Origin of the sequence: Orrella daihaiensis (genome assembly GCF_022811525.1) — a bacterium.
Classification (GTDB): domain Bacteria; phylum Pseudomonadota; class Gammaproteobacteria; order Burkholderiales; family Burkholderiaceae_B; genus Algicoccus; species Algicoccus daihaiensis.
In genome coordinates, this window is the sequence record NZ_CP063982.1 from 1,592,148 (window position 1) to 1,614,950 (window position 22,803).

Here is a 22,803-nt window from a genome sequence, read left to right on the forward strand (position 1 = left end):
TTTGCTCGGGATTTGTCGCATGATTAGCCTATTGATCTGTTATTTACATTCAGAAGATACCGCGATGCCGATGACACGACTAGCCCCCCGCCCTTCAAAGCCATGTGTTGGTTCAACAAGACAGTCACGAGCGACAACAATTGGCCTGTTTGCTTCGTTGATGCTTTTGGTCTTTGGCTTATGGATGACTACAGCACAGGCTCAATTGGCACCCGGATCACGGGCACCCGACTTCAAAGCACCCGCAGCCATGGCTGGCAAGCCGTTTGAGTTTGACCTTCAAGCAGCACTCGACCAAGGCCCAGTCGTCGTGTATTTTTATCCAAAGGCATTCACCAGCGGATGTACGATAGAGGCTCAATTGTTCGCGCAAGCAATGGACGATTTCAAGGCAGTTAACACCACGGTAGTCGGCGTCTCAGGCGATGATATTGACACACTCAAGAAATTCTCTGAGGGACCTTGCGGTGGAAAATTTCCTGTCGCTGCTGATCCTGATGGGAAAATTATCAAAGCCTATGACGCCGGGTTTGCGATTATTCCCGGTATGGCCGACCGCATTTCATATGCGGTCGCACCCGATGGCACGATTCTCCAAACCTATGAAAGCATGAGTCCAGATCAGCATGTCACACGTACATTGGCGGCAGTTCGTGACTGGCATGCCCAACAGCCTTCGGCCAAGACGAAATGACTGAACTAGTCTGGTTTAGAACTGATCTGCGCATAGCGGATCAACCTGCGCTTGCCGCCGCTTGCGCCGCGGGTCCGGCGATTGGTCTCTTTATTGTCTCGCCTACACAATGGGGTACACACCCGGAGGCACCTGCAAAGTTAGAGCTTTGGCGCAGGTTGCTCAAAGACTTACAGCCCCGCCTGAGTGAGCGTGGCGTCACCCTGAAGCTACTGAGAGTTCAAACGTGGCAAGAGGTACCTCAGCGTTTACTGGCGTTTTGTCAAGAGCATGGCATCGGCCGTGTGCATTGCAATCGTGAGCAAGGTGTCTACGAGCGTCGCCGTGACCGCGCCACCTACAAACTGCTAGCTGATCATGACATTGAGCTAGTTGGTCATGATGGGCAGACGCTACTTACACCTGGGTCACTTAAAACCGGCAGCGGGGCTACGTATCGAGTCTTTAGCCCATTTGCCCGTGCTTGTCGTGCTCAGATTGCCAAGGCGCCGCTGCGCATTGCTGCGATACCACCACGCAGCCAGTGTCTTGATAGTTTATCGCCCGATGACATCGATGCCATCTGGCCAGAGGATTTGCCTAGCCTGGCTGATTACTGGCCCGCTGATCAGGACGAGATTCAGCGGCGATTGACAGAGTTTATTAACGATCGCGCAATTCATTACGACACGGCACGTGACTTTCCAGCTGAGCTTGGTACTAGCCAGCTATCGCCCTATTTGGCTGCAGGTGCCATCTCCGTCAAGCAATGCTTTCACCAAGCCTTGCAGCTCAATCATGGAGAACTAGAGTCTGGCAACCCTGGCATCCGCAGTTGGATGAACGAGCTCATCTGGCGAGAGTTTTACTGGCATCTATTACACGGGTTTCCCAAGCTGTCGATGCATCGACCATTGCGTGAGGAAACTGACGCTGTTGTGTGGCGCGACGCACCGCAAGATGTAGATGCCTGGCGCAACGGCCGCACTGGCGTACCCATAATCGATGCAGCCATGCATCAGTTGCTTGCAACGGGCTGGATGCACAATCGATTACGTATGATCGTGGCAATGTTTTTAACTAAAAACCTGTTGATCGACTGGCGCATAGGCGAACGTTTTTTTATGGAGCACTTGATTGATGGTGAACTTGCGGCCAATAATGGTGGTTGGCAATGGAGCGCATCCACCGGTGCTGATGCAGCACCCTACTTCCGAGTATTTAATCCAGTGAGCCAATCCCAAAAGTTTGACCCTGATGGTGCGTTCATTCGCCATTGGCTGCCACAGCTGGCCTCATTGGACAAAAAATCCATACATAACCCTACTGAGGAACAACGCAAGGCGCTGGGCTATCCACCCATGTTGGTTGACTTAAAGTCAAGCCGTCAGCGAGCGATCGACGCATTCACAGGTATTTAACGATAGTCAATGCTCTGAATATTTATCTAAGCATCACAAACATACCAACCCGAACAAGGAATTAGCTAAGATGGCAAGCATCGCTGATTTTTCTGCTCACGATATTCACGGTAAAGAACGGTCACTGTCTGACTATCTCGGTAAAGTCGTGTTAATAGTCAATGTGGCCTCACGCTGCGGATTTACTGGGCAATACGCTGGTTTACAGCAGCTTTACAACGACTTGGGTGAGCGTGGGCTGGTAGTGCTGGGTTTCCCGTGTAACCAGTTCGGAGCACAGGAGCCTGGTGATGAAGCAGCAATCGAATCATTCTGCCAGACCCAGTATGGAGTGAGCTTTCCAATGTTTGGCAAGATCGAGGTCAATGGTCAGCAAGCCCACCCCTTGTTCGAGTGGTTGAAATCAAGCATGCCAGGTGTGTTGGGTACCGAAGCCATCAAGTGGAATTTCACGAAATTTCTGGTTAATCGGCAAGGCCTTGTAGTCAAGCGTTACGCTCCAAATGCCACGCCCGATTCGATCCGCACAGATATTGAGGCACTGCTCTAAACTCTCGATTCACTTACACAACGAAAAAAGACAAACGATGATAGATCTCTACTATTGGACTACCCCAAACGGCCACAAAATCACCCTCTTTCTAGAGGAAACTGGCTTACCCTATTCCATCAAGCCAATCAATATTGGCAAGGGCGATCAGTTTGCAGCTGAGTTTCTGGCGATCTCGCCGAACAATCGTATTCCGGCCATCGTAGACCACGAGCCTTCCGATGGCCAAGCGCCATTATCGATTTTTGAATCCGGTGCTATTTTGCTATATCTCGCCGAGAAAACCGGCAAGTTTCTTTCCCGCGATTTTCGAGTGCGCCAGCAAACGCTTGAGTGGCTGTTCTGGCAAATGGGTGGCCTAGGTCCCATGGCCGGTCAGAACCATCACTTCGGTAATTTTGCACCGGAAAAAATTCCATACGCCATCAAGCGCTACGTTGATGAGACTGCCCGCCTGTATGGTGTGCTGGATAAACGACTAGAAGGTAGGGAGTTCATCGCAGGCGAGTATTCAATCGCTGACATGGCTTGCTTTCCATGGGTGGCTGCCTACACCCGCCAGCAAATCGACATCAATGAGTTTCCAAACGTAAAGCGTTGGTTTAACGACATTCACGAACGTGATGCGACCCAACGAGCTTACGGTTTGTCGGAGAAGATGAATCCCAATGCGCCTAAACTGCCACCGCTTGTGGATTGATTTTTAGCGATTTTTTGCGCGACGCTGATCAACCACTTTTTGTAGAGCGTCAGCAAGTTGGGTATGCCCCCGGTCACGCGCAGCTTGGACGGCATCAACGCCGTTGGTATTGATGGCACTTGGATCCGCACCGGCAGCAAGTAGCGCCTGTACGGTGTCGATTGCCCCCGCCTGAGCGGCCATGGCAATGGGGCTCGTTCCGTCTGGCGCAGGCGCGTTTGGTAAGGCACCCTTGGACAAAAGAAATTCAACTACCGGCAGCTGCCCCTTGGCAGCCGCGTAGTGCAAAGGTGTCCAGCCCAAGTGATTGATCTGTGCTCCTTTGGAAACCAGTTGTTTCGCCATGTCCAGATTACCCACCAAGCTGACATACATAAGTGGCGTCTCTTGGTAGCCGTTCATGATGTTTAGATCGGTTTTACGGTTGTTCATAACCAACTCAAACACATCCCATGCATTGTCCCTGACTGCCTGCATGATGATGGGATTGCCACGACTATCTCTGGTATTTGGATCCAACCCTTGTGCTAGCAAGGCTTGGACAGCGTTTGCTTGATCATTTCTTACATACACCCACAGATCATCGCGTGACTGTGCCAACACCGGCAATGACACTGAGAAACACATGAGCACAAGAAATAAAACCTTTAGGAACAATTGGTTATTATTTGATTTCAAAGTAATTTCTTGCATCTGACGTCTCGACCATTAATTGTTGAGATAATTGAATTTATTTTTAATTTAATGCTTTATCTTATTGAAAAGTCTAAAGAAATTATCAGTTGACTGCTCTGCAACCTCTTCGACCGATAGACCTTTGAGTTCGGCAATTTTTTCTGCAACATGCACCACGAGGGATGGATCATTGCGCTTGCCCCTGAACGGTACCGGGGCTAAATAAGGAGAATCTGTCTCGATCAGCAATCGGTCCATCGGCACTTTAGCCGCAGTTTCCTGCAAGTCACGAGCATTCTTGAAGGTCACAATCCCGGAAAACGACACATAAAACCCGAGCTCCATGCTTTGTTGAGCCATTTCCCAACTCTCGGTGAAGCAGTGCATCACACCGCCAACTTCTTCGGCACCCTCTTCACGCAAGATTTTTATGGTGTCATCGCTGGCTTGGCGAGTGTGGATGATCAACGGCAATTTGGCAAGCTTGGCTGCCCGGATGTGGGTACGAAACCGCTCACGCTGCCATTGGAGATCTCCCGTCAACCGAAAATAATCCAGACCGGTTTCGCCAATAGCAACTACTTTGGCATGGCGACTGCGAGACACCAGATCTTCCACAGAAGGTTCGATCTCATTCTCATAGTCCGGGTGCACCCCTACGGACGCCCAGAGCGTTGGCTCTCGTTCGACCATTTGCATCATCGGATCCCAGTCTGGCAAATTAACGCTGACACACAGTGCCATCTGTACGCTATTTTTAGCCATTCGCTTGGCAATCTCCGGATAGTCCGAAGCCAGATCAGGGAAGTTGACGTGACAGTGAGAATCAATAAAGACAGTCATAAGACAGCATCACAAAAACGTTGTAAACAAACTTGGGCAAACAGCTTGGGGCTAAGCGGATGCTTGGCAAGCCGAGCTTGCTGATTGATCCATCCTGAAAGCGCCTGAGCCTCGGATAAGCGACCCCGTTTAGCTGCTTGACTGAAATTCACTTGCAAATCAGGAAAATAACGCACCGGCAAGTCTGCGCAGGCTAAGCCGAGGTCGACTGCCAAACGTTGCATGACGATTAGCCACTGCCCAGCATTCTGCTTCGCAAGATTATCAGCCATGACCGCCAAATCTGGCTCATGTCCTTTGGCCAGGGCCGCAATGAGGGCCTGCGCCCAATCAGGACAAGCTGATTGAAGTGACTGTGACATTTCAAGTGCTGCTAGCGGTGCGCCACCCGCTGCAGCAAGCCATAGCGGTGCACTCTTGACTCCTTGTCCGGTAAGCCATTGTTCGCAATCAATTTTTGATGGCTGACCTAATGCGAATTTTTGACAGCGCGACACGATCGTTGGCAGCAAACGATCGGGCGCATTGCTCGTTAGCAGAAATAATGTCTCAGGCGGCGGCTCCTCGAGCGCTTTAAGTAAGGCGTTGGCACTGACCACAGATAAAGTGTCAGCCGGATAAAGCACCACAATCCGCCAGCCAGCCCGATGAGTCGACCGATGGTACCAGGCCTCAAGCGCACGAATCTGATCAATCTTGATCTCTTCCGAATGTTTTCTCTTGGCGGCACCGGCCTCGGGAGATGCCTCGCCGTCCTCATCAACCTGCGCAACAGCCCCCTCCTGCACCGCAACGGCTTCTGGGCGCACCAGCTTTAGGTCCGGATGGTTGCCGGCTGCCACCCAAATGCAAGACTGGCACTTGCCGCAAGCCAAACCATCGACGCGATCTTCACACAGCAAAGTGGCTGCAAGGGCAAGGGCGAACTCTCGCTTACCTGAGCCAGCGATACCGTGAATTAAAAGCGCATGCGGTAGGTGACCTGTATCGCCAAGCAATCGCTTGGCGTGATCAACCTGCCACGGCAGCAGCATGGTGCCCATACTAGGAGCTGCCCTTGCCCCAAAGCGCGATCAGTTGTTTCAGATCTGCTTGAAGCTCAAGACGAACGGTCTCAATCGATTGCGTCGCATCGATGACTTTAAATCGGCCAGGCTCATTTCTGGCGTGATCAAGATAGACCGTGCGGGTACGAATAAAAAACTGATCTTGCTCTTGCTCAAACCGATCTAAGGTACGGGTGCGGCTTAGTCGTTCACGAGCCACCTCAAGTGGCACATCAAATAACCAGGTTCGATCAGGCTTAAACCCAGGATGCACCCAATTAGCCAGTTGCGCAACGCGTTCTAAACCTAGTTCTCGCCCACCCCCTTGGTATGCAAAGGTAGCATCGGTAAATCGATCACACACCACCCACTGTCCGCGAGCCAGTGCTGGCTCGATGAGGCTGCGCAGGTGCTCATTGCGAGCAGCAAACATCAGTAGCGTCTCTGTCTGCAAATGCATAGGTTCGTGCAACAGCAGCTCGCGCAGCTTCTCTCCGATAGGTGTGCCGCCAGGCTCGCGCGTTTGACAAACATCGATACCAGCTTGTCTTAACTGCTCGCACACCCACTCGATGTGAGTGCTTTTACCAGCACCATCGACGCCTTCAAAAGTTAAGAAACGGCCCGAAAAAACCGACATGCATCACCTACCCAAAATGTATTTCGCGACGTTGCGATTATGCTCTCTTAAGGTTTTGGCGAATGCGCTGGTGCCATCACCTCGTGCAACGAAGTAGTAATAGTCATGCTCCTCTGGATTCAAAACGGCTTCCAGGGAGGCTTTGCTAGGAGCAGCAATCGGTGTGGGCGGCAGCCCTGCTCGGATGTATGTGTTCCAAGGGGTATCACGCTGCAGGTCTGCTTTACGAATGCGTCCCTGATAACGATCGCCCATGCCGTAAATCACGGTGGGGTCAGTCTGCAACAGCATTCCCTTGCGCAATCGGTTAATAAATACCCCAGCAACCCGACGACGTTCATTGGCCTGGCCAGTCTCTTTTTCCACGATCGATGCAAGAATCAAGGCTTCGTAGGGGTTTTTCAGTGGCAGATTCGGCACACGGTCCTCCCAGGCGCGTTCAACGACTTGCTCTTGAGTCTTTAGGGCTCGACGCAGTATTTCCTCATCGCTGGCACCAACGGCAAACACGTAAGTATCGGGGAACACCAATCCCTCCAGCCGCTCTTGCTCAACGCCAAAGCGACTAGCCAGTGCGCGGTGATCCTGCAGCAAATTCGGCTCAATGGTTTTTTCAACATCCGGGTGGGCGGCCAGCGCCTGCATGATCTGCTCGATTGTCCATCCCTCAATAAATGTCACCTGCCGCTGGGTGACCTCGCCTTGGGCCATGCGTCTGACAACATCTGCCAAACTGTCCCCCTGTGACACTTGGTAGCCGCCGGCTTTAATGTCTCTGTCCTGTCCGGTGAGCCTTGCAACCCAGCCAAACGCCTCAGGTGGCATCACCACACCCGCATCCACAAGCAGTTGTCCAATTTGGCCGGGACGAACACCAGCGGGCACACGAACATCCACGACAGGCTCAACAAGCTCAAGCGGCTTATTGACCCAATGATACGCAAAGCCCACCACAGCAAAAACCGCGATGAACCCGAGCAATATCAACCAGAGCAAAGTTTTGAATAACAGACGCATTGGCAACGAGTTTAAAGGAAATTGACCAGCTAGACTTTGATTTCCGTGTCTAGTGATTACACGATTTTGCTCTTACCGATAGCTCGCCTTGTCGTCTTCATGGGCTTGCGGTGCCCTGCTAGCCGGATTGGTATTATCTGCATATCTTCCTCAGATTGTTTGACGGCCCACTGGTGATCCACATGTCGAGCTTTACGACCCCTGTTTTTATAACGCCGTGTCAGCACCTATCCATTTTTTCAGCAGTGGGTGCCGATACCCGCGCCTTCCTGCAGTCCCAGCTTACGCAGGATGTGTCCTTGATCTCGCCCAGCCAGGCTGCAATGGCGGGGTTTTGTACGGCGCAGGGACGTCTTTGGGCCACTATGCTGTTGACCCCAACAGATCAGGAACAGCAAATCCACGGAGTGATCGCAGCGGATTTGATGGAAAGCTTACTAAAGCGGCTGCGGATGTTCGTGCTTCGCAGCAAAGTGACACTCGGTCCGGTGCCGGACTTGCAGGTCTTGGGGATTGAGGTTGCTGCTGCTGACTTCGATGTTTTGTCTTCAACACTCGAGGTGACTTTACCCGGAGCAATATGGCAGGCTCAGATGACTTCATGCGGCACCTGGATTCAGGTGCCATCGGCCAACGAGAACTGTCGCCTGCGCCTGTTAGCCCTGACAACTGCCCGGCAAGCTGAGCAAATTGTTGACCAACTCGGCGAAAACGGAAAAGTTTTGACTGATGTCAACGCCTGGAAGGCGCAGGATGTCCAGGCCGGCATGGCATGGGTCGAAGCATCTACGCAGGATTTATTTATTGCACAAACTTTGAATCTGGACCTAATTGGCGGCGTCAGCTTTACCAAGGGGTGCTATCCGGGGCAAGAGGTCATTGCGCGGGCGCACTATCGTGGAACCGTCAAGCGACGAATGCACGTAGCGACGATTGTTTCCCCCACTGAAGTCGAGATGAAAGCCGGCATGGATGTATTTGATGCCAGCGATCCCGACAATCCAGTGGGGCGTTTAATTAATGTCGCAAACACCGTGACCAAGACCGACGAAGGGCCTGTCACCATCTGGGTCTTGTTCGAAGCCCCTTTCAAAAGCATCGAAACAGCATCGTTGCGAGTGGGCTCCTCAGAGGGGCCTTTGTTGACCATGCAACCTATGCCCTATGACATTGCACCAACATAATACTGTTGGCCGACCCTGAGTGCGGGGACTCGTTCTACCTTAAGTTCCTAAGTGTCTCAGTGGATGATCGGGATCATCGATAGACATCTCGAAATAAGGATTGCACCAATCACCAGCCGTTTGCTCAAGGGTAGCGGGCTCCCACTTGGGGCTGCGATCCTTGTCAACCAATACGGCTCGAATACCCTCTTGAAATGTGCCGCTTGCGCAGCATTCAATGGCGACCCCCCACTCCATTCGGAACACGTCTGCTAGTGAGAGTTGACGTGCACAACGCCACAAGATCCAAGACAAGCGAGCTGCTGCCGGACATCCGGCACTGAACGTCTTACCGGCGCGTGCGAGCCATGGATCACTGTGCTGCGCCAGTGCTGCGATCTTACGTGCAATATCCTCAAGCTCGTAGCCTTGGCAAGTTTGCTGAATCAGGTCAAAGTGTTCACGTAAGGGGCCAACCGGTAAGTCTTTGATCGCAAGACGACTTAAGATATCAGTCAATACCTGATAGTCCGAATATTGAGTCTGCCAGTGCTTTGTCTTGACTTGTTCAATTAGCTCGTTAAAACGCCCGCTTGCGACAGCATGATCTGCCATACCAGCAAGAATCCCGTCTGAGGCACCAAGCTGAGCGCCGGTGAGCCCTAAAAACACGCCGGTGCGCGCAGGCGCTTTAGCAAGCAGCCAGGAACCACCCACATCAGGGAACAAACCAATACTGATTTCTGGCATCGCCAGGCGTGAGCGCTCGGTGACAACCCTGTGGCTAGCGCCAGCCATCAAACCCATGCCCCCACCCATCACAATGCCATCGCCCCACACCAAAATAGGCTTAGGATAGGTGTGAATCAGGAAATCAAGCGAATACTCTTCGGCGAAGAAATCACAGGCGTACTTATTTGCCCGTGCGGGTTGCCCTTGGTGTGCCTGCATCTCGTGATAAAGCCCGTGCAAGTCCCCGCCCGCACAGAAGGCTTTTTCGCCAGCACCTCGCAAGATCACGAGCGAAACACTGTCATCGCAAACCCAGGTTTCAAGTTTCTCATTCAACAAGCGTGTCATCGCAAGCGACAAACCATTGAGTGTGTTGGGGCGATTTAATGTTGCCATCGCCGCATATTTGCCACCGGCACACTCGATTAATTCAAACAATACGCTGTCGTCCACGTGTTTTTCCTTTTATGGTTTGGCGTTGCCGATGCAATGCCCGGCGACGCCTGGATTCTTTGGGATCAAAGACAAGTGCTCGATAGATCTCAATACGATCGCCGGGATTAACCATGTCCTCAGGTTTGACCCGCCGACCGAATATACCAACCCCGCCGCTTCGCCAATCCACGTCAGGGTGCTGGGCCTCAAAGCCACTTGAATCAATAGCCTGCGCTATGCTCATGCCGGGCAACGGCTGGATTGCTCGCTGCCAAACCCGATTGCGTCCAAGCGCGTAGACCACCCAAATCTGCCTCTGCGTGTTCGCCGGTTCAGGCACGGTTGCCATAACAACTGTCAGCTCTTTGGGTGAATGAGTCAATGAAGCTATTGGCGATCCGGTTAAAAATTGGTCCTACCAATTTCTCCAGGGTTCGACTCGAGAACTCATAGCGCAATGTGAAGACCACCTTACAGGCTGAATCCGACAATGCCTGAAACTCCCAGCGACCATTGAGGTCTGAGAATGGTCCATCGACGAGCTCCAGCTCAATTAGCTGCGGATATTGGTGCCGGTTATTGGTCGTAAAGGTCTGCTTGATGCCAGCCAGTGCGATCGAGACAGAGGCTTGCATGCCATTTTCGTTTTGCCAGTGAATCTGACTGCCACCGCACCAGGGCATGAATTCAGGGTATCGATCCACAGCTGCAACCAGATCAAACATTTGGGCTGCACTGTACGGCACTAATACTGATCGTTCTACAGAATGCATGAGTTCAAACAAATCGCTAGAATGGATGGATTTTAACGGTTCACGCGGTCTTAAGGTTTTATGAGCATCATTGACAATCGCAAGGCGTTTCACGACTACTTCATCGACGAGCGCTTCGAGGCCGGCATGGTGCTTGAGGGCTGGGAAGTCAAGGCCATTCGTGCTGGTCGCGCTCAAATAAAAGAGAGCTATGTGATTGTGCGCGATGCGCAGATTTACCTGATAGGCATGCATATCAGCCCCCTGCCCTCGACATCGACACATACCAAGCCAGACCCCACCCGAACCCGTAAATTGTTGCTGCACGCCGAAGAAATCAGCAAACTGATCGGAAAGGTGGAGCAGCGGGGGTTTACGCTCGTGCCGTTAAACCTGCACTACAAAAATGGCCGAATCAAACTTGAGCTAGGTCTGGGACGGGGTAAAAAGCAACATGACAAGCGTGATACGGCTCAGGCCAAGGATTGGGCGCGTGAACGCGAGCGCCTGCTTAAACATGACACGCGGCGTGCTAACTAGGACCACCTAAAAAGTGGGGGGCATCGCCTGATGCCCCCCACAATCAATCGAGCAGCAGTTGGTCCTAAGGACCCGGATACGCTAGCTCGTTGCCAGTTTTTTCCAGGTCTCAACGACTGTATCTGGGTTCAAAGACACCGATAGAATGCCTTGCACCTTTAGCCATTGAGCAAAGTCGGGATGGTCACTCGGGCCCTGACCACAGATACCAACATACTTGTTCGCCTTCAAACAAGCATCAATGGCACGTTTGAGCATGAACTTAACAGCGTCATCACGCTCATCAAAGTCTGATGCCAATAGCTCCATGCCTGAGTCGCGATCCAAACCTAGCGTAAGCTGAGTCATGTCATTGGAGCCTATGGAAAACCCATCAAAGTATTGCAGAAACTCTTCGGCCAGAATCGCGTTCGACGGAACTTCACACATCATGACTATGCGCAGGCCGTTTTGTCCACGGGCAAGCCCATTTTCCGCCAGCAAGTTAATGACCCGTTCAGCCTGTGGCACGGTACGCACAAACGGCACCATGACCTCCATATTGGTCAGTCCCATTTCGTCTCTGACTTTTCTGACAGCCTCACACTCCATCCGGAAGCACTCGGCAAACTCATCTGCGAGATAACGCGACGCGCCGCGGAAACCAAGCATCGGGTTTTCTTCCTCGGGCTCATAACGAGATCCACCGACAAGCTTGCGATATTCGTTTGACTTGAAGTCCGACAAGCGAACAATCACAGGCTTAGGAGCAAAGGCCGCAGCAATCGTTGCCATTCCCTCTGCAAGCTTTTCTACGAAGAAGGCACGCGGACTCGCATAGCCACGAGCTGCCGATTCGACCGCTATTTTCAAGTCGCTATCGACATTGGGATAATCCAACACGGCTTTGGGATGGATACCGATGTTGTTGTTAATGATGAACTCCAGACGCGCCAGTCCAACACCGTGATTCGGAATCTGCGCAAAGTCGAAAGCTAACTGCGGGTTACCGACGTTCATCATGACCTTCAGGTCTACTGGCGGCATTTCGCCACGGCGAACCTCTTCAACTTCCGTCTCAATCAAGCCGTCATAAATGCGTCCCTCATCGCCTTCAGCACAAGACACAGTGACCGATTGTCCTTCTTTGAGCTGGTCAGTGGCATCGGCACAGCCAACTACGGCTGGGATACCTAGCTCGCGAGCAATAATCGCTGCGTGGCAGGTACGGCCACCACGATTGGTAACGATCGCGGCCGCACGTTTCATGACGGGCTCCCAGTTGGGATCTGTCATGTCGGTGACCAGGACATCACCAGCTTGGACCTTGTCCATTTCAGACACATCGGCCACGATGCGCACGGGACCGGCGCCAATTTTCTGGCCAATCGCGCGGCCTGTTACCAGCACGTCGCCCGTTGCTTTCAAGCGGTAACGCAATTGCACATCATGCTGTGACTGTTGTGACTTCACCGTTTCAGGGCGAGCTTGCAATATGTAGAGCTTGCCATCAATGCCATCGCGTCCCCATTCGATGTCCATTGGGCGCTGATAGTGCTTTTCTATGATCACCGCGTAGTGAGCAAGCTCGATGACCTCAGCATCACTTAAAGAGAACCGGTTCCTCTCAACCACCGGGACATCCACAGTTCGCACCGCGTGCCCGCTAGACCGATCCTCGTCAAACTCCATCTTGATCAGCTTGGAGCCAATACGACGGCTAACAATCGGGTAATGACCGTCAGTCAAGGTTGGCTTAAAGACATAGAACTCATCAGGATTGACAGCCCCTTGAACGACGGTCTCACCTAGGCCATACGACGATGTAATAAACACGACATCAGAAAACCCAGACTCCGTGTCAATCGTGAACATCACGCCCGCACTGCCCTTGTCTGAACGCACCATACGCTGAATCCCTGCCGACAGTGCCACTTCGGCATGGGCAAAGCCTTTGTGTACCCGATAAGAAATGGCGCGGTCGTTGTATAGGGACGCAAACACGTGACGGATCTTGTCGATGACATCATCGATACCGACAACATTCAAAAAGGTTTCCTGTTGCCCAGCAAATGAAGCATCTGGAAGATCTTCGGCGGTGGCCGAGGAGCGAACCGCAAATGAACCCTGACCATCGGCATCGAGCTCTGCAAAAGCTTGGCGAATTTGCTCATCGAGCTGAGTTGGCAAAGGCGCCTCAACTATCCATTGACGAATCTGAGCACCCGCCTCGGCAAGCGCACGCACATCGTCAGCGTCAAGCGTTGACAAGCGCTCAGCAATGCGATCGGCAAGCCCGGTTTGGGCCAGAAAATCACGATATGCCTGCGCCGTCGTGGCAAAACCACCCGGTACACGGACACCTGCGTCAGAAAGTTGGCTGATCATCTCGCCAAGAGATGCGTTCTTGCCTCCTACAGTGTCAACATCCGTCATCCGGAGTTGATCAAATGGTACGACATATGACATGGAGTCACCTTATAACAATGAATGAAAAGCGAGTTTGGTCAGTCCACACCTTGTCTAAAGGCGATACACTGACCAAACCGGCCTACTCAGCAGGTCGCACACATCTGGGCTTGAGCCGATACTGTGCAACTTGGGCTGGTTTCACTGCAATTACCGACGCTTGCCGTTAAGCCATCGTCGGATGCGACTCCGGTTGCTGCAGTGCATTGTACCCTCAGTTATTGTGACTTTAGGACCTTAAAAGTGACTGACGCATCAAACATCGAACGCACGGTTTTCATTATTTCCGATGGCACAGGCATTACCGCCGAGACCTTTAGTCACTCCGTGCTGTCACAATTCGAAGGTGTGAAATTCAATCAAGTACGTATTCCGTTTGTGGATACGCTTGAGAAGGCAGATTCAGTGGTCGAGCGTATCAACCACTTAGCCGCTCAGGGGACTCAGCCTATTGCTTTTACGACTTTGGTCAACACCGAAGTCTCTACCCGCATTAAAACCGCCAACGCATTGTTTTTGGATCTTTTTGCCGGGTTTGTCGAACCGCTAGAACACAATCTGGGAGTGCGTTCTAGCCACAGCATTGGCAAATCGCACAAAGTGGCTAATTCTGCGCAATATCGCAACCGGATTGATGCTATCAACTACAGCCTGGCGCATGACGATGGTCAATTCATCAAGGGGCTTTCCGAAGCTGATGTGATTTTGGTTGGCGTGTCGAGATGCGGCAAGACCCCGACTAGTCTGTATTTAGCCATGCAATATGGGGTAAAAGCGGCTAATTTTCCGCTGATTCCTGAAGATTTTGAGCGCGGCGGCTTACCGGCTACGTTACATCCACATCGCAGCAAGTTATTTGGCCTGACCATTCAACCGGAACGACTCGCGGAGGTCAGGCAGGAGCGCCGTCCCAACAGTAAATATGCATCCTTGCCACAGTGCCTACACGAAGTCGCTGAGGCTGAGCGTTTGATGCGTATGGAGAACATTCCGTCGCTGTCAACAACGACCAAGTCCATTGAAGAAATTGCCACGACGATCCTGCACGAAATCAAGCTGGATCAACACCAGTCCTATTAGCGTTGATTTGACGCGAGCCATTGTCGCCGTTGCTCAAATAAACACACAGCGCCAGCGCTGGCCACATTTAAAGATTCGACCGCATCCGTGTCATGCGCAATGAACACCTTATGATCAGCCAAAGCCAGCAAGGCAGGATCAACTCCCCGCCCTTCATGACCAAAGATCCAGGCCACCTCGCGGTCTAGCTTTAAATCAAACAAGGAAGTTGCTGTTGCGTCGAGCGCTGTGGCTAGTATCTGTGGTCGTTTTGTTTGAGAGGACCATTCAGTGATCAGCTGGCGCAAGTTAACCGATTCATAAATATCCAATGCAAACTGGGCGCCTTGACCAGCCCTGAGTACTTTAGGTGACCAACACCCTGCGGTTGCAGGTCCAGAGAATACCGATCGAATACCGGCTGCAGCCGCTGTCCTTAACAAGGTGCCGACGTTACCAGGATCTTGTATGTCATCCATAAGCAGATGACTGCCCGTCAAGCCAGATCGATCAGGTACCGTCAGCCGATTTTGTGTTTGTCGATGGTCACCCACGAAGATTACCGAGGGTGCGGTGACCAGTGTTGACAAACTTCCTATCAATTTGTGCGGCAGCCAGATCTGTTTATCAGGGTCAATCTCGGTGATCAACGATTCTATTTCTGCTAACCCGCGTGCCTCGAGCGCCAATAACGCGAATTGCGGCTGACCTTTGTGCATCAGCCAAGCCTGGCACAAGTGCATGCCTTCGAGCCAGATATCATGGCCAGGACGGCCAGCATCTTTCATCTGGGCATGCAACTGTTTGTATAACGGATTGCTACGAGAGGTAATCGTTTTCATGGACGGGCTCACATGACAAACTTAAATTGACAAGCACTCGCGCACCGGCGCAAAACTTCGTCTGTGCGCCGGACAGGGGCCATATTGACGCAGCCGCTCCAAATGCAAAGCGGTGCCATAGCCTTTATGCTGATCGAATCCGTACAAAGGATACTGCTCATGCAGCTCAAGTAATGCCGCGTCACGAGCTGTTTTTGCAAGTATTGACGCCGCTGAAATGGCAGGCTCAGTCAAATCACCCTTGACGATTGCTCGGGTGGGGACATCAAGCTTGGGCGTTCGATTACCATCGATTAATACTTCGTCTGGAACTTGACCCAGGCCACTGACGGCTCGCTGCATCGCAAGCATAGTCGCTTGCAGAATATTCATTTGGTCAATTTCTTCAACAGATGCACTGCCAATGGCCCAGGCCATCGCCCGCTCGCGGATTGTCATGGCAAGCTGATCGCGTCTGCGCTCGGTCAGTTTCTTGGAATCAGTCAAACCTTCAATAACACGACCCGGATCAAGTATGACTGCTGATGCGTAAACATCGCCTGCCAGTGGGCCACGACCTGCCTCATCAACACCAGCCACCAAGATAACTTGGTTCATGGACCTCGCTCCATGACTTGCAAAATAGCTTGGCTAGCCCTAGTGGCAGTGTCGCAGCGCAAGGTTTGGTGCAAGCGTACAAACTGTTGTTCAATTTCATGACGCCTGCCTGCATCCTCCCACAACCCCCACAGTGCATTTGCCAGGTTTTCCGGGGTAGCCTCATCTTGCAACAATTCGGGCACAACAAATGACTGGCTAAGCACATTAGGCAGGCCTACCCACGGAAGATTGGGTTTAGACTGTCCGGATTTCCACGCCATGATTCTACGCATCCACGGACTTAAAACGTAGCTAATCACCATGGGTCGCTTAAATAGAGCACATTCAAGCGTCGCTGTGCCACTGGTGACCAAGGCCATATTGCATGCTGCCATGGCTCGCCATGATGCTGGCCATTGCTCTGACGAGCTGGTCTCGATCACCTGTAAATTGGCCAATTTGAAATTGGCTGCCATTTGCTCGAATTGAGCCTTGCGAGCTTGATTGACCATTGGCACCACAAATATCAATCCTGGCGCACGCTGTTGCAACCGTTCAGCAGCAGCCAGAAACTTTGGTGTCATGAGTTCGATTTCCGATCGACGGCTACCCGGTAAGATTGCAATCACCGTAGCATCCGGATCGATTCCAAGTGCCTCACGCGTGGCCTGACGATCAGGTTCCAATGCAATCTTGTCGGCCAGCGGATGCCCGACATAGGTAGCGGGTATGCCTTCACGCTCATAGATCTCGAGCTCAAACGGAAACAGCACCAACATGTGTGAGACGGCTTGTCGGATGCGATGAATTCTCTCATAGCGCCACGCCCAAATCGATGGACTAACAAAGTGCACCGTTGGGATGCCGCGTTTTTTTAAATTATGTTCAAGACGCAAGTTAAAGTCTGGCGCATCCACACCCACAAATACCTCGGGCGGGTTAGCAAGCCAGCGCCTTTGGACATCTTTAAAGATGGCGTAAATTCTTGGTAAATTTTTTAATGCATCCACATAGCCGAAGACGGACAACATATCCATTGGATGCCAGATTTGCATGCCTGAAGCCTGTAGCGCTGGACCACCAATACCGCTTGCGACCAACTGTGGACGCGCCTCTTTCATACCAGTGAGTACTTGGGCAGCAATCAGATCGCCTGAAGGCTCGCCAGCGACCAAGCCAATGCAATCCGTCATGGACGGATAATGCCCCGTGTGCTGTTGGTGAGAAAGTCGAGCAGTATTTGTAAGGATTCAGCTGCCAATGGGTCCTGTGCCTGCCGCTCTTTTAATTGGCTTTTGGCATCTTCTAAAGACAGCCCCCGCCGGTAAATTATCTTGTAGGCATCACGCAAGGCAGCAATCGCCTCTGGCGTAAAACCACGACGCTTTAAGCCCTCACCATTGATACCCACCGGTACGCAAGGATTACCGGAACCCATCACAAATGGCGGCACATCCATATGCAACGCACTTGATCCACCTACCATGGCATGAGCGCCTATCTTGCCAAACTGATGAACGGCGGCTAGTCCTCCCACGATTGCCCAGTCGCCAACGTGAACATGTCCGCCCATCTGGACCCCGTTGGCCAGAATCGTATGGCTGCCGATTTGACAGTCATGCGCAACGTGCACATAAGCCATCACCCAGTTGTCATGGCCAATACGTGTAACACCACCATCTTGGACGGTGCCCGTGTTCAGGGTCACGTACTCGCGAAACATATTCGCGTCACCGATCTCGAGCCGAGTCGGCTCACCCGCATATTTCTTGTCTTGCGGCATACCGCCAATACTGCAAAACCGATAAAAGGTGTTGTTTTGACCGATCGATGTGACGCCATCCACAACGCAGTGAGGGCCAAATACGGTACCCCGGCCAACCGATACATTCGGTCCAATCACACAGTAAGGTCCAATTTGCACGCTTTGATCAATTTGCGCGGCGGGATCAACAATCGCTGTCGGATGAATGTTGGTGGCCATTTATGCTTCCATGGGACGAATGGCACACATCAACTTGGCTTCAGCAGCGACTTGATCATCCACTTTTGCTATGGCCGAGTATTTACAGATCGTGCGACTCAGACGTAGGGCTTCCACATGCAAATTAAGCTGATCTCCCGGCACAACGGGTCGCCTGAAGCGGGCTTCATCAATGCCAACGAAGTAATAGAGCAACTGCTCCCCTTTTGCTTTTAAGCCAGTCTCATCAGCAAATGAGAAGATCGCAGCGGCCTGAGCCAAAGCTTCTAAAATCAGCACACCAGGCATGACCGGGTGATGGGGAAAATGCCCCGGGAAAAAAGGCTCATTAATAGATACGTTCTTCAGAGCATGAATCGATTTGCCAGGCACCATGTCCACGACCCGATCTACCAATAGCATCGGGTACCGATGAGGAATGCTGTCAAGGATTGCTTTGATATCAAGTTGCATGAGAAAGTCCTTCGTGCACAAGCGCCTACCCGTGTGTTGCGCCTATTCTATTCAATTTCGTCAGGGTTGCGCTCAAGCTGGCGCACCCGTTTACGCAAGTCTGAAAGCTTACCCAGTACAGCTGCATTACGCTGCCATTGGGCGTGTGGCCCGGATGGCATCACACCGGTATATCGGCCAGGCGTTTCAATGCTAGAGGTGATTGCCGTGCCGCCGGAGATCTGTACGTCGTCGGTGATGCTGATGTGTCCAGAGAACATGGCGGCACCACCAATAATGCAGCGCTTACCAATTTTTGTCGAACCGGCCACCCCGACACATGCAGCCATGGCAGTGTGGTCTCCAATTTGGCAGTTATGTCCGACCATGATTTGGTTGTCGAGCTTAACACCGTTACCAATCACGGTGTCTTCAAGCGCGCCTCGGTCAATGGTCGTGTTGGCACCGATCTCCACATCATCGCCAATACGGACACCCCCGAGTTGGGCAATTTTGCCCCAGGCCCCTTTAGCCAGCATGGGATTAGGTGCAAACCCAAAACCATCTGCGCCAAGAACAACACCAGCGTGCAGGATGCAACGAGCGCCCATGCGGGTGTTGTCATACAAGGTCACGTTAGGATAGAGGATCGAGTTTGCTCCAATTTCACAGTTCGAACCCACAACACAACCAGCAAGAATATGTACGTGTGCACCTACGGTGGTATGAGCACCGATCACAACATGGGGACCAATCACTGCTGTCGGATCGACATTGGCTGTTTCATCGATCACGGCACTGGCGTGGCATCCGGGTTGAATCGTTGGTTGGCGTTTGACATCAAACCAACGCGCAATGAGTGCATAGAGAAGATAGGGTTGGTCGCAGACGATCTGGGCGTAAGCAGGTGCAATAGCCTGCATGCCGGGCGGCAGGATCACAGCGCAGGCGTCAGTAATCGCTAGTTCGTCTTTGAATTTGTTGGAGACGACAAATGATAGTTCGTCAGCACTTGCAGATCGCAAAGGCCCTATACCTCTAATACGTGCATCGGGGCTATGCTTGGTGCCCGCCAAAACACTTGACACAAGTGCTCTGGATTCTGCAATGTCATCGAGCAACTCTGTCAGCGTGGGCGCCTTAGTTGGCGGGAGAATGACGGGCATTGTCTCTAGGTGAAATCAAGTTAGTTCTTCGACTCTAGTGCCTTGATTACCTTGTCGGTGATATCAACACGATCGCTAACGGTGACTGCATCCTGAAGGATCAGGTCGTATTGCTCCTTATCCGCGATCTGCATGATGGCAGCGTTGGCCCTCTCGATAATGATGGCAAACTCCTCATTGCGACGGCGATTAAAATCTTCCTGTATTTCACGCTGCTTACGCTGCAAATCCGCATCTAAGTTGCCTAATTCACGTTGGCGGCGATTACGGTCACTTTCAGCGAGTACTGGCGCATCTTTCTCAAACTGCTGCACTTTCTTGCGAAATTCGGCGATTTCCTTTTGTAGGTCATCGTTACGCTTCTTGAATTCTTTTTCAATGTTCTCTTGCGCCAGTTTTGACGGGCCCGAGTCTTGCAAGATCCGTTGCGTATTGACGAACCCGATTTTGACAACGAAGGGCTGAGCAGATTCGTCCTTCTTCGGTGTCTGCGCACCGGATTGGGCCATCGCAACAGGCGAGATAAACAATGCAAGACAGACGGCTGTCAATGCCATCGCGCCAATGACTCGGCTAGTCATTGCAGGTTTAGCATTGCTGTCAGCCTTACTGGCCAAATTGCCCACTTCGATCATATTTAGTTACCACCTTTGAGTGTGTGAATGACACGCAGATGCAAAGACACCCGTCGGTCATTTTGCCATTGATTACATCTAGAAAGCCGAACCAACCTGGAACTGGAACACCTGGGTCTCATCACCCTCTTTAGCGTTCAATGCTTTGGCGTAAACGAGTTGCAAGGGCCCCATCGGGGACAGCCAAGACATACCAAAACCAGTAGAGTAACGCAGATCGCCAAAGTCCACTGTATCAGACGAATTTCCAGCACCGGTACCATAGACCTGACCGGCATCGCCAAACACGAAAAGTCTTAGTGTTTTATCGCGTCCTGACCCTGGCAGTGGGAAGAAAAACTGCACATTACCCACCACGCGCCTAGAGCCACCCAGATAAGTGCCGGTGCGAGGGTCCTTGGGACCTAAAGAATTACCCTGATAACCCCGAACAGTGCCAATACCGCCCGCAAAAACATCCTTAATTACCGGGAATGGATTATCACTGTTGTAGACATCACCATAATCAAAGAGTGCGTTAAACGCCAATGTGTAATCACGGCCGATTGGAATGAAGTGCTGGTGTTGAGCACTGAGCATATAGTATTTAAGTGACACTGTACCTACCGTGGCACTTAAACGTGTAAAAGATCCGCGGGTTGGATTGAGCACACTATCACGAGTATCTTTGGACCAGCCTGCACTGAGAATTGGTGTGTTGGTCGCGTCACCATAGGCATCGACATACTGCTCGTATGCCAGCGGCGAGTCTTCATATAACGAAATCTTGTTATGTTCAAAGTTAAGCCCGAGTGAAACACGATCAAACTCAGAGATGGGCACCCCAAAATTAAATCCACCCCCTGCAGAAATCACCTCGTAATTGCCAGGGTTGTTCAAGCTTGGCGTCACAGTCCGATAGTAGCCAGAGGTCGTTCTACTGACTCCGTCAAGGGTCCAATATGGATCCGTATGACTTAACACGAATGTTCGCGCGTCTTGACTGGTGTTGACGGAGAAATCCAACTCCGTTCCACTTCCGAAGACGTTTTTCTCGGAAATTCCCGCACTCAGGATAACGCCATCGGTCTGTCCGTAGCCGATACCCAGGTTGATTGCACCGGTTTGACGCTCAGTGACCTTGACATTAACGTCGACCTGATCAACTGAACCAGGTACTGGCTCTGTAGTGACATCAACCTCCTGAAAATAACCAAGTCGCTCGAGGCGCTCTTTGGATAATTTAATGGCACCACCGTCATACCATGCCGCCTCTAGTTGACGAATTTCACGGCGAGCCACTGTGTCTCGAGTGCGCTCATTACCCGTGATCTCCACTTTCCGTACATAGACCCTGCGACTCGGATCAACAAAAAAAGTCAGCGCAACTGTCTGTTTTTCACGATCAAGCACAGGATTGGGATTAACGTTGGCAAAGGCGTAGCCAAGGTCTCCAAGATAGCTCCTGATGGCAACCGATGTTTCGTTAGACTTGGCACCAGAAAACGTTTCTCCGGCTTTGATCGTCACGAGTGCTTCAATTTCCTGATCAAGGCTAAGCAAATTGCCCGCTAGCTGAACATCCGAGACAGTGTAAGGCTTACCTTCTGAGATCGAGATCGTAATGTAGATGTCCTGGCGATCGGGGGATATGGTGACCTGGGGAGTCTCCATAGAGAACTCCAGATATCCACGATCCAGATAAAACGACCGGATCGACTCCATATCGGCTTCAAGCTTTTCTCGTGAATACTTATCCGTATCCGTGTACCAAGTGAGATAGCCAGATGTCGTCAATTGCATCAGATCCAACAAGTCGCCCTCTGAAAAGGCTTCGTTGCCGATAATCCGGATTTCCTTGATCTTGGCAACCGACCCCTCGAAGACATCGAAGTTCACCCCCACCCGGTTACGCGGCAAGGGAGTTGTGGTAGCCGTAATTTCCACGCCATATTTAGCTTTACTCAGGTACTGCTGCTGAAGCTCAAACTCGGCTTGCTCGAGCATCGCCTGGTCAAAGATTCTTCCTTCCCCAAACCCGACTTGCTGGAAAGCTTCAATAATTTGCTTGCTTTCAAACTCGCGCATGCCCGTAAACGAGATCGAAGCGATCACGGGGCGTTCTTGGACAGTGACCACCACAATGTCATTGGCTGTCGAGATACGCACATCGCTAAAGAATCCCGTCGAATACAGTTCGCGGATGATATCGGTCGCCATCTCTTCAGTGAACGTATCGCCAACCTTCACAGGAACATAGGCAAATACGGTGCCGGCCTCTGTGCGTTGTATGCCGTCAACCCGAATATCTTTGACCTTAAATGGTGTGAACGCTGAAGCTAATGAGGGGACTGCGAGGACAACTGCGACCAGAAAAAACGCCAGTAATCCTTTCAACTTCAGTATCTTGCCTTCAGGCTGTCCCAACTGACTAGCTCGCATAAATCACAATCTCCGTTATTAGGGTGCTGCGTAATACCGACACCCCATAC

General features: G+C 51.8%; 24 protein-coding genes. 7 read left to right on the forward strand and 17 right to left on the reverse strand.

Going from position 1 to position 22,803, the window contains the following annotated elements; translation table 11 throughout:
* Positions 1 to 184 precede the first annotated feature (184 nt).
* The 4 genes from DHf2319_RS07275 (at position 185) to DHf2319_RS07290 (ending at position 3,344) form a co-directional block, all read left to right on the forward strand.
* Entirely contained in the window at positions 185 to 694 is a 510-nt protein-coding gene (locus DHf2319_RS07275; RefSeq protein WP_243477504.1) for a peroxiredoxin, read from the forward strand.
* The gene (locus tag DHf2319_RS07280) at positions 691 to 2,094 is read left to right on the forward strand and encodes a cryptochrome/photolyase family protein (protein ID WP_243477505.1); all 1,404 of its coding nucleotides are present in this window, start codon (positions 691 to 693) and stop codon (positions 2,092 to 2,094) included. The genes DHf2319_RS07275 and DHf2319_RS07280 overlap by 4 nt, the downstream gene beginning before the upstream one ends.
* Before the next feature lie 70 nt (positions 2,095 to 2,164).
* Entirely contained in the window at positions 2,165 to 2,644 is a 480-nt protein-coding gene (locus DHf2319_RS07285) for a glutathione peroxidase (RefSeq protein WP_243477506.1), read from the forward strand.
* A 37-nt stretch (positions 2,645 to 2,681) separates the two neighbouring features.
* Positions 2,682 to 3,344 (forward strand): glutathione S-transferase N-terminal domain-containing protein, encoded by a 663-nt coding sequence (locus DHf2319_RS07290; protein WP_243477507.1) that lies wholly within the window; start codon positions 2,682 to 2,684, stop codon positions 3,342 to 3,344.
* Positions 3,345 to 3,347: 3 nt separating this feature from the next.
* Here DHf2319_RS07290 and DHf2319_RS07295 read toward each other — a convergent pair whose 3' ends face one another.
* Genes DHf2319_RS07295 through mltG form a run of 5 tightly spaced genes read right to left on the reverse strand, consistent with a single transcriptional unit; the run spans position 3,348 to position 7,565 of the window.
* Positions 3,348 to 4,037, reverse strand: coding sequence for an ankyrin repeat domain-containing protein (locus DHf2319_RS07295; protein ID WP_243477508.1), 690 nt, complete (start codon positions 4,035 to 4,037; stop codon positions 3,348 to 3,350).
* Positions 4,038 to 4,085: 48 nt separating this feature from the next.
* On the reverse strand, positions 4,086 to 4,862 hold the full coding sequence (locus DHf2319_RS07300; RefSeq protein WP_243477509.1) for a TatD family hydrolase: 777 nt from the start codon (positions 4,860 to 4,862) through the stop codon (positions 4,086 to 4,088).
* Positions 4,859 to 5,905 carry a DNA polymerase III subunit delta' gene (gene holB / locus DHf2319_RS07305; RefSeq protein WP_243477510.1) on the reverse strand — a complete coding sequence of 349 codons (1,047 nt, stop codon included), beginning with the start codon at positions 5,903 to 5,905 and terminating at the stop codon, positions 4,859 to 4,861. The genes DHf2319_RS07300 and holB overlap by 4 nt, the downstream gene beginning before the upstream one ends.
* Position 5,906: 1 nt before the next feature.
* Positions 5,907 to 6,548 carry a dTMP kinase gene (gene tmk, locus DHf2319_RS07310; protein WP_243477511.1) on the reverse strand — a complete coding sequence of 214 codons (642 nt, stop codon included), beginning with the start codon at positions 6,546 to 6,548 and terminating at the stop codon, positions 5,907 to 5,909.
* A 3-nt stretch (positions 6,549 to 6,551) separates the two neighbouring features.
* On the reverse strand, positions 6,552 to 7,565 hold the full coding sequence (gene mltG, locus DHf2319_RS07315) for an endolytic transglycosylase MltG (RefSeq protein WP_243477512.1): 1,014 nt from the start codon (positions 7,563 to 7,565) through the stop codon (positions 6,552 to 6,554).
* 182 nt (positions 7,566 to 7,747) lie between these two features.
* Between mltG and ygfZ the strand changes: the two genes are divergently transcribed.
* A complete protein-coding gene (gene ygfZ, locus DHf2319_RS07320) occupies positions 7,748 to 8,749 on the forward strand; it encodes a CAF17-like 4Fe-4S cluster assembly/insertion protein YgfZ (RefSeq protein ID WP_243477513.1) in 1,002 nt (333 codons plus the stop codon).
* A 39-nt stretch (positions 8,750 to 8,788) separates the two neighbouring features.
* On the opposite strand, the gene DHf2319_RS07325 is transcribed toward ygfZ, so the two are convergent.
* The 3 genes from DHf2319_RS07325 to DHf2319_RS07335 are packed head-to-tail and all read right to left on the reverse strand — an operon-like array spanning position 8,789 to position 10,668.
* A complete protein-coding gene (locus DHf2319_RS07325; RefSeq protein WP_243477514.1) occupies positions 8,789 to 9,913 on the reverse strand; it encodes an enoyl-CoA hydratase/isomerase family protein in 1,125 nt (374 codons plus the stop codon).
* The gene (locus DHf2319_RS07330; protein ID WP_243477515.1) at positions 9,891 to 10,244 is read right to left on the reverse strand and encodes an RnfH family protein; all 354 of its coding nucleotides are present in this window, start codon (positions 10,242 to 10,244) and stop codon (positions 9,891 to 9,893) included. Before DHf2319_RS07330 ends, DHf2319_RS07325 begins: the two co-directional genes overlap by 23 nt.
* A complete protein-coding gene (locus DHf2319_RS07335) occupies positions 10,228 to 10,668 on the reverse strand; it encodes a type II toxin-antitoxin system RatA family toxin (RefSeq protein WP_243477516.1) in 441 nt (146 codons plus the stop codon). Before DHf2319_RS07335 ends, DHf2319_RS07330 begins: the two co-directional genes overlap by 17 nt.
* Positions 10,669 to 10,728: 60 nt before the next feature.
* On the opposite strand from DHf2319_RS07335, the gene smpB reads away from it, so the two are divergent.
* Positions 10,729 to 11,187, forward strand: a complete 459-nt coding sequence (gene smpB, locus DHf2319_RS07340; protein ID WP_243477517.1) for an SsrA-binding protein SmpB — start codon at positions 10,729 to 10,731, stop codon at positions 11,185 to 11,187.
* 81 nt (positions 11,188 to 11,268) lie between these two features.
* Here the strand turns inward: smpB and ppsA are convergent, their stop codons facing one another.
* A complete protein-coding gene (gene ppsA / locus DHf2319_RS07345) occupies positions 11,269 to 13,635 on the reverse strand; it encodes a phosphoenolpyruvate synthase (RefSeq protein ID WP_243477518.1) in 2,367 nt (788 codons plus the stop codon).
* Between the two features lie 243 nt (positions 13,636 to 13,878).
* On the opposite strand from ppsA, the gene ppsR reads away from it, so the two are divergent.
* Positions 13,879 to 14,715: a posphoenolpyruvate synthetase regulatory kinase/phosphorylase PpsR gene (gene ppsR, locus DHf2319_RS07350; RefSeq protein WP_243477519.1), complete on the forward strand. Its 837-nt coding sequence runs from the start codon at positions 13,879 to 13,881 to the stop codon at positions 14,713 to 14,715.
* Here the strand turns inward: ppsR and DHf2319_RS07355 are convergent.
* The 8 genes from DHf2319_RS07355 to bamA all read right to left on the reverse strand — a co-directional run bounded on the left by DHf2319_RS07355 (position 14,712) and on the right by bamA (position 22,753).
* Entirely contained in the window at positions 14,712 to 15,536 is an 825-nt protein-coding gene (locus tag DHf2319_RS07355; RefSeq protein ID WP_243477520.1) for a TrmH family RNA methyltransferase, read from the reverse strand. The genes ppsR and DHf2319_RS07355 overlap by 4 nt on opposite strands.
* 21 nt (positions 15,537 to 15,557) lie before the next feature.
* Positions 15,558 to 16,133, reverse strand: coding sequence for a ribonuclease HII (gene rnhB / locus DHf2319_RS07360; RefSeq protein WP_243477521.1), 576 nt, complete (start codon positions 16,131 to 16,133; stop codon positions 15,558 to 15,560).
* On the reverse strand, positions 16,130 to 17,308 hold the full coding sequence (gene lpxB, locus DHf2319_RS07365) for a lipid-A-disaccharide synthase (RefSeq protein WP_243477522.1): 1,179 nt from the start codon (positions 17,306 to 17,308) through the stop codon (positions 16,130 to 16,132). The genes rnhB and lpxB overlap by 4 nt, the downstream gene beginning before the upstream one ends.
* Entirely contained in the window at positions 17,305 to 18,099 is a 795-nt protein-coding gene (gene lpxA / locus DHf2319_RS07370) for an acyl-ACP--UDP-N-acetylglucosamine O-acyltransferase (protein WP_243477523.1), read from the reverse strand. Before lpxA ends, lpxB begins: the two co-directional genes overlap by 4 nt.
* Positions 18,100 to 18,552: a 3-hydroxyacyl-ACP dehydratase FabZ gene (gene fabZ, locus DHf2319_RS07375; RefSeq protein ID WP_243477524.1), complete on the reverse strand. Its 453-nt coding sequence runs from the start codon at positions 18,550 to 18,552 to the stop codon at positions 18,100 to 18,102.
* A gap of 47 nt (positions 18,553 to 18,599) precedes the next feature.
* Positions 18,600 to 19,697, reverse strand: coding sequence for a UDP-3-O-(3-hydroxymyristoyl)glucosamine N-acyltransferase (gene lpxD / locus DHf2319_RS07380; RefSeq protein ID WP_243477525.1), 1,098 nt, complete (start codon positions 19,695 to 19,697; stop codon positions 18,600 to 18,602).
* A 20-nt stretch (positions 19,698 to 19,717) separates the two neighbouring features.
* Entirely contained in the window at positions 19,718 to 20,332 is a 615-nt protein-coding gene (locus DHf2319_RS07385; protein WP_369810168.1) for an OmpH/Skp family outer membrane protein, read from the reverse strand.
* Positions 20,333 to 20,410: 78 nt separating this feature from the next.
* Positions 20,411 to 22,753, reverse strand: coding sequence for an outer membrane protein assembly factor BamA (gene bamA / locus DHf2319_RS07390; protein WP_243477526.1), 2,343 nt, complete (start codon positions 22,751 to 22,753; stop codon positions 20,411 to 20,413).
* Positions 22,754 to 22,803: the final 50 nt, after the last annotated feature.

Coding starts and splice junctions, on each gene's coding strand:
- DHf2319_RS07275 (WP_243477504.1), top strand. CDS start 185: ATGACTACAGCACAGGCTCAATTGGCACCCGGATCACGGGCACCCGAC.
- DHf2319_RS07280 (WP_243477505.1), top strand. CDS start 691: ATGACTGAACTAGTCTGGTTTAGAACTGATCTGCGCATAGCGGATCAA.
- DHf2319_RS07285 (WP_243477506.1), top strand. CDS start 2,165: ATGGCAAGCATCGCTGATTTTTCTGCTCACGATATTCACGGTAAAGAA.
- DHf2319_RS07290 (WP_243477507.1), top strand. CDS start 2,682: ATGATAGATCTCTACTATTGGACTACCCCAAACGGCCACAAAATCACC.
- DHf2319_RS07295 (WP_243477508.1), bottom strand. CDS start 4,037: ATGCAAGAAATTACTTTGAAATCAAATAATAACCAATTGTTCCTAAAG.
- DHf2319_RS07300 (WP_243477509.1), bottom strand. CDS start 4,862: ATGACTGTCTTTATTGATTCTCACTGTCACGTCAACTTCCCTGATCTG.
- holB (WP_243477510.1), bottom strand. CDS start 5,905: ATGGGCACCATGCTGCTGCCGTGGCAGGTTGATCACGCCAAGCGATTG.
- tmk (WP_243477511.1), bottom strand. CDS start 6,548: ATGTCGGTTTTTTCGGGCCGTTTCTTAACTTTTGAAGGCGTCGATGGT.
- mltG (WP_243477512.1), bottom strand. CDS start 7,565: ATGCGTCTGTTATTCAAAACTTTGCTCTGGTTGATATTGCTCGGGTTC.
- ygfZ (WP_243477513.1), top strand. CDS start 7,748: ATGTCGAGCTTTACGACCCCTGTTTTTATAACGCCGTGTCAGCACCTA.
- DHf2319_RS07330 (WP_243477515.1), bottom strand. CDS start 10,244: ATGGCAACCGTGCCTGAACCGGCGAACACGCAGAGGCAGATTTGGGTG.
- DHf2319_RS07335 (WP_243477516.1), bottom strand. CDS start 10,668: ATGCATTCTGTAGAACGATCAGTATTAGTGCCGTACAGTGCAGCCCAA.
- smpB (WP_243477517.1), top strand. CDS start 10,729: ATGAGCATCATTGACAATCGCAAGGCGTTTCACGACTACTTCATCGAC.
- ppsA (WP_243477518.1), bottom strand. CDS start 13,635: ATGTCATATGTCGTACCATTTGATCAACTCCGGATGACGGATGTTGAC.
- DHf2319_RS07355 (WP_243477520.1), bottom strand. CDS start 15,536: ATGAAAACGATTACCTCTCGTAGCAATCCGTTATACAAACAGTTGCAT.
- rnhB (WP_243477521.1), bottom strand. CDS start 16,133: ATGAACCAAGTTATCTTGGTGGCTGGTGTTGATGAGGCAGGTCGTGGC.
- lpxB (WP_243477522.1), bottom strand. CDS start 17,308: ATGACGGATTGCATTGGCTTGGTCGCTGGCGAGCCTTCAGGCGATCTG.
- lpxA (WP_243477523.1), bottom strand. CDS start 18,099: ATGGCCACCAACATTCATCCGACAGCGATTGTTGATCCCGCCGCGCAA.
- fabZ (WP_243477524.1), bottom strand. CDS start 18,552: ATGCAACTTGATATCAAAGCAATCCTTGACAGCATTCCTCATCGGTAC.
- lpxD (WP_243477525.1), bottom strand. CDS start 19,697: ATGCCCGTCATTCTCCCGCCAACTAAGGCGCCCACGCTGACAGAGTTG.
- DHf2319_RS07385 (WP_369810168.1), bottom strand. CDS start 20,332: ATGATCGAAGTGGGCAATTTGGCCAGTAAGGCTGACAGCAATGCTAAA.
- bamA (WP_243477526.1), bottom strand. CDS start 22,753: ATGCGAGCTAGTCAGTTGGGACAGCCTGAAGGCAAGATACTGAAGTTG.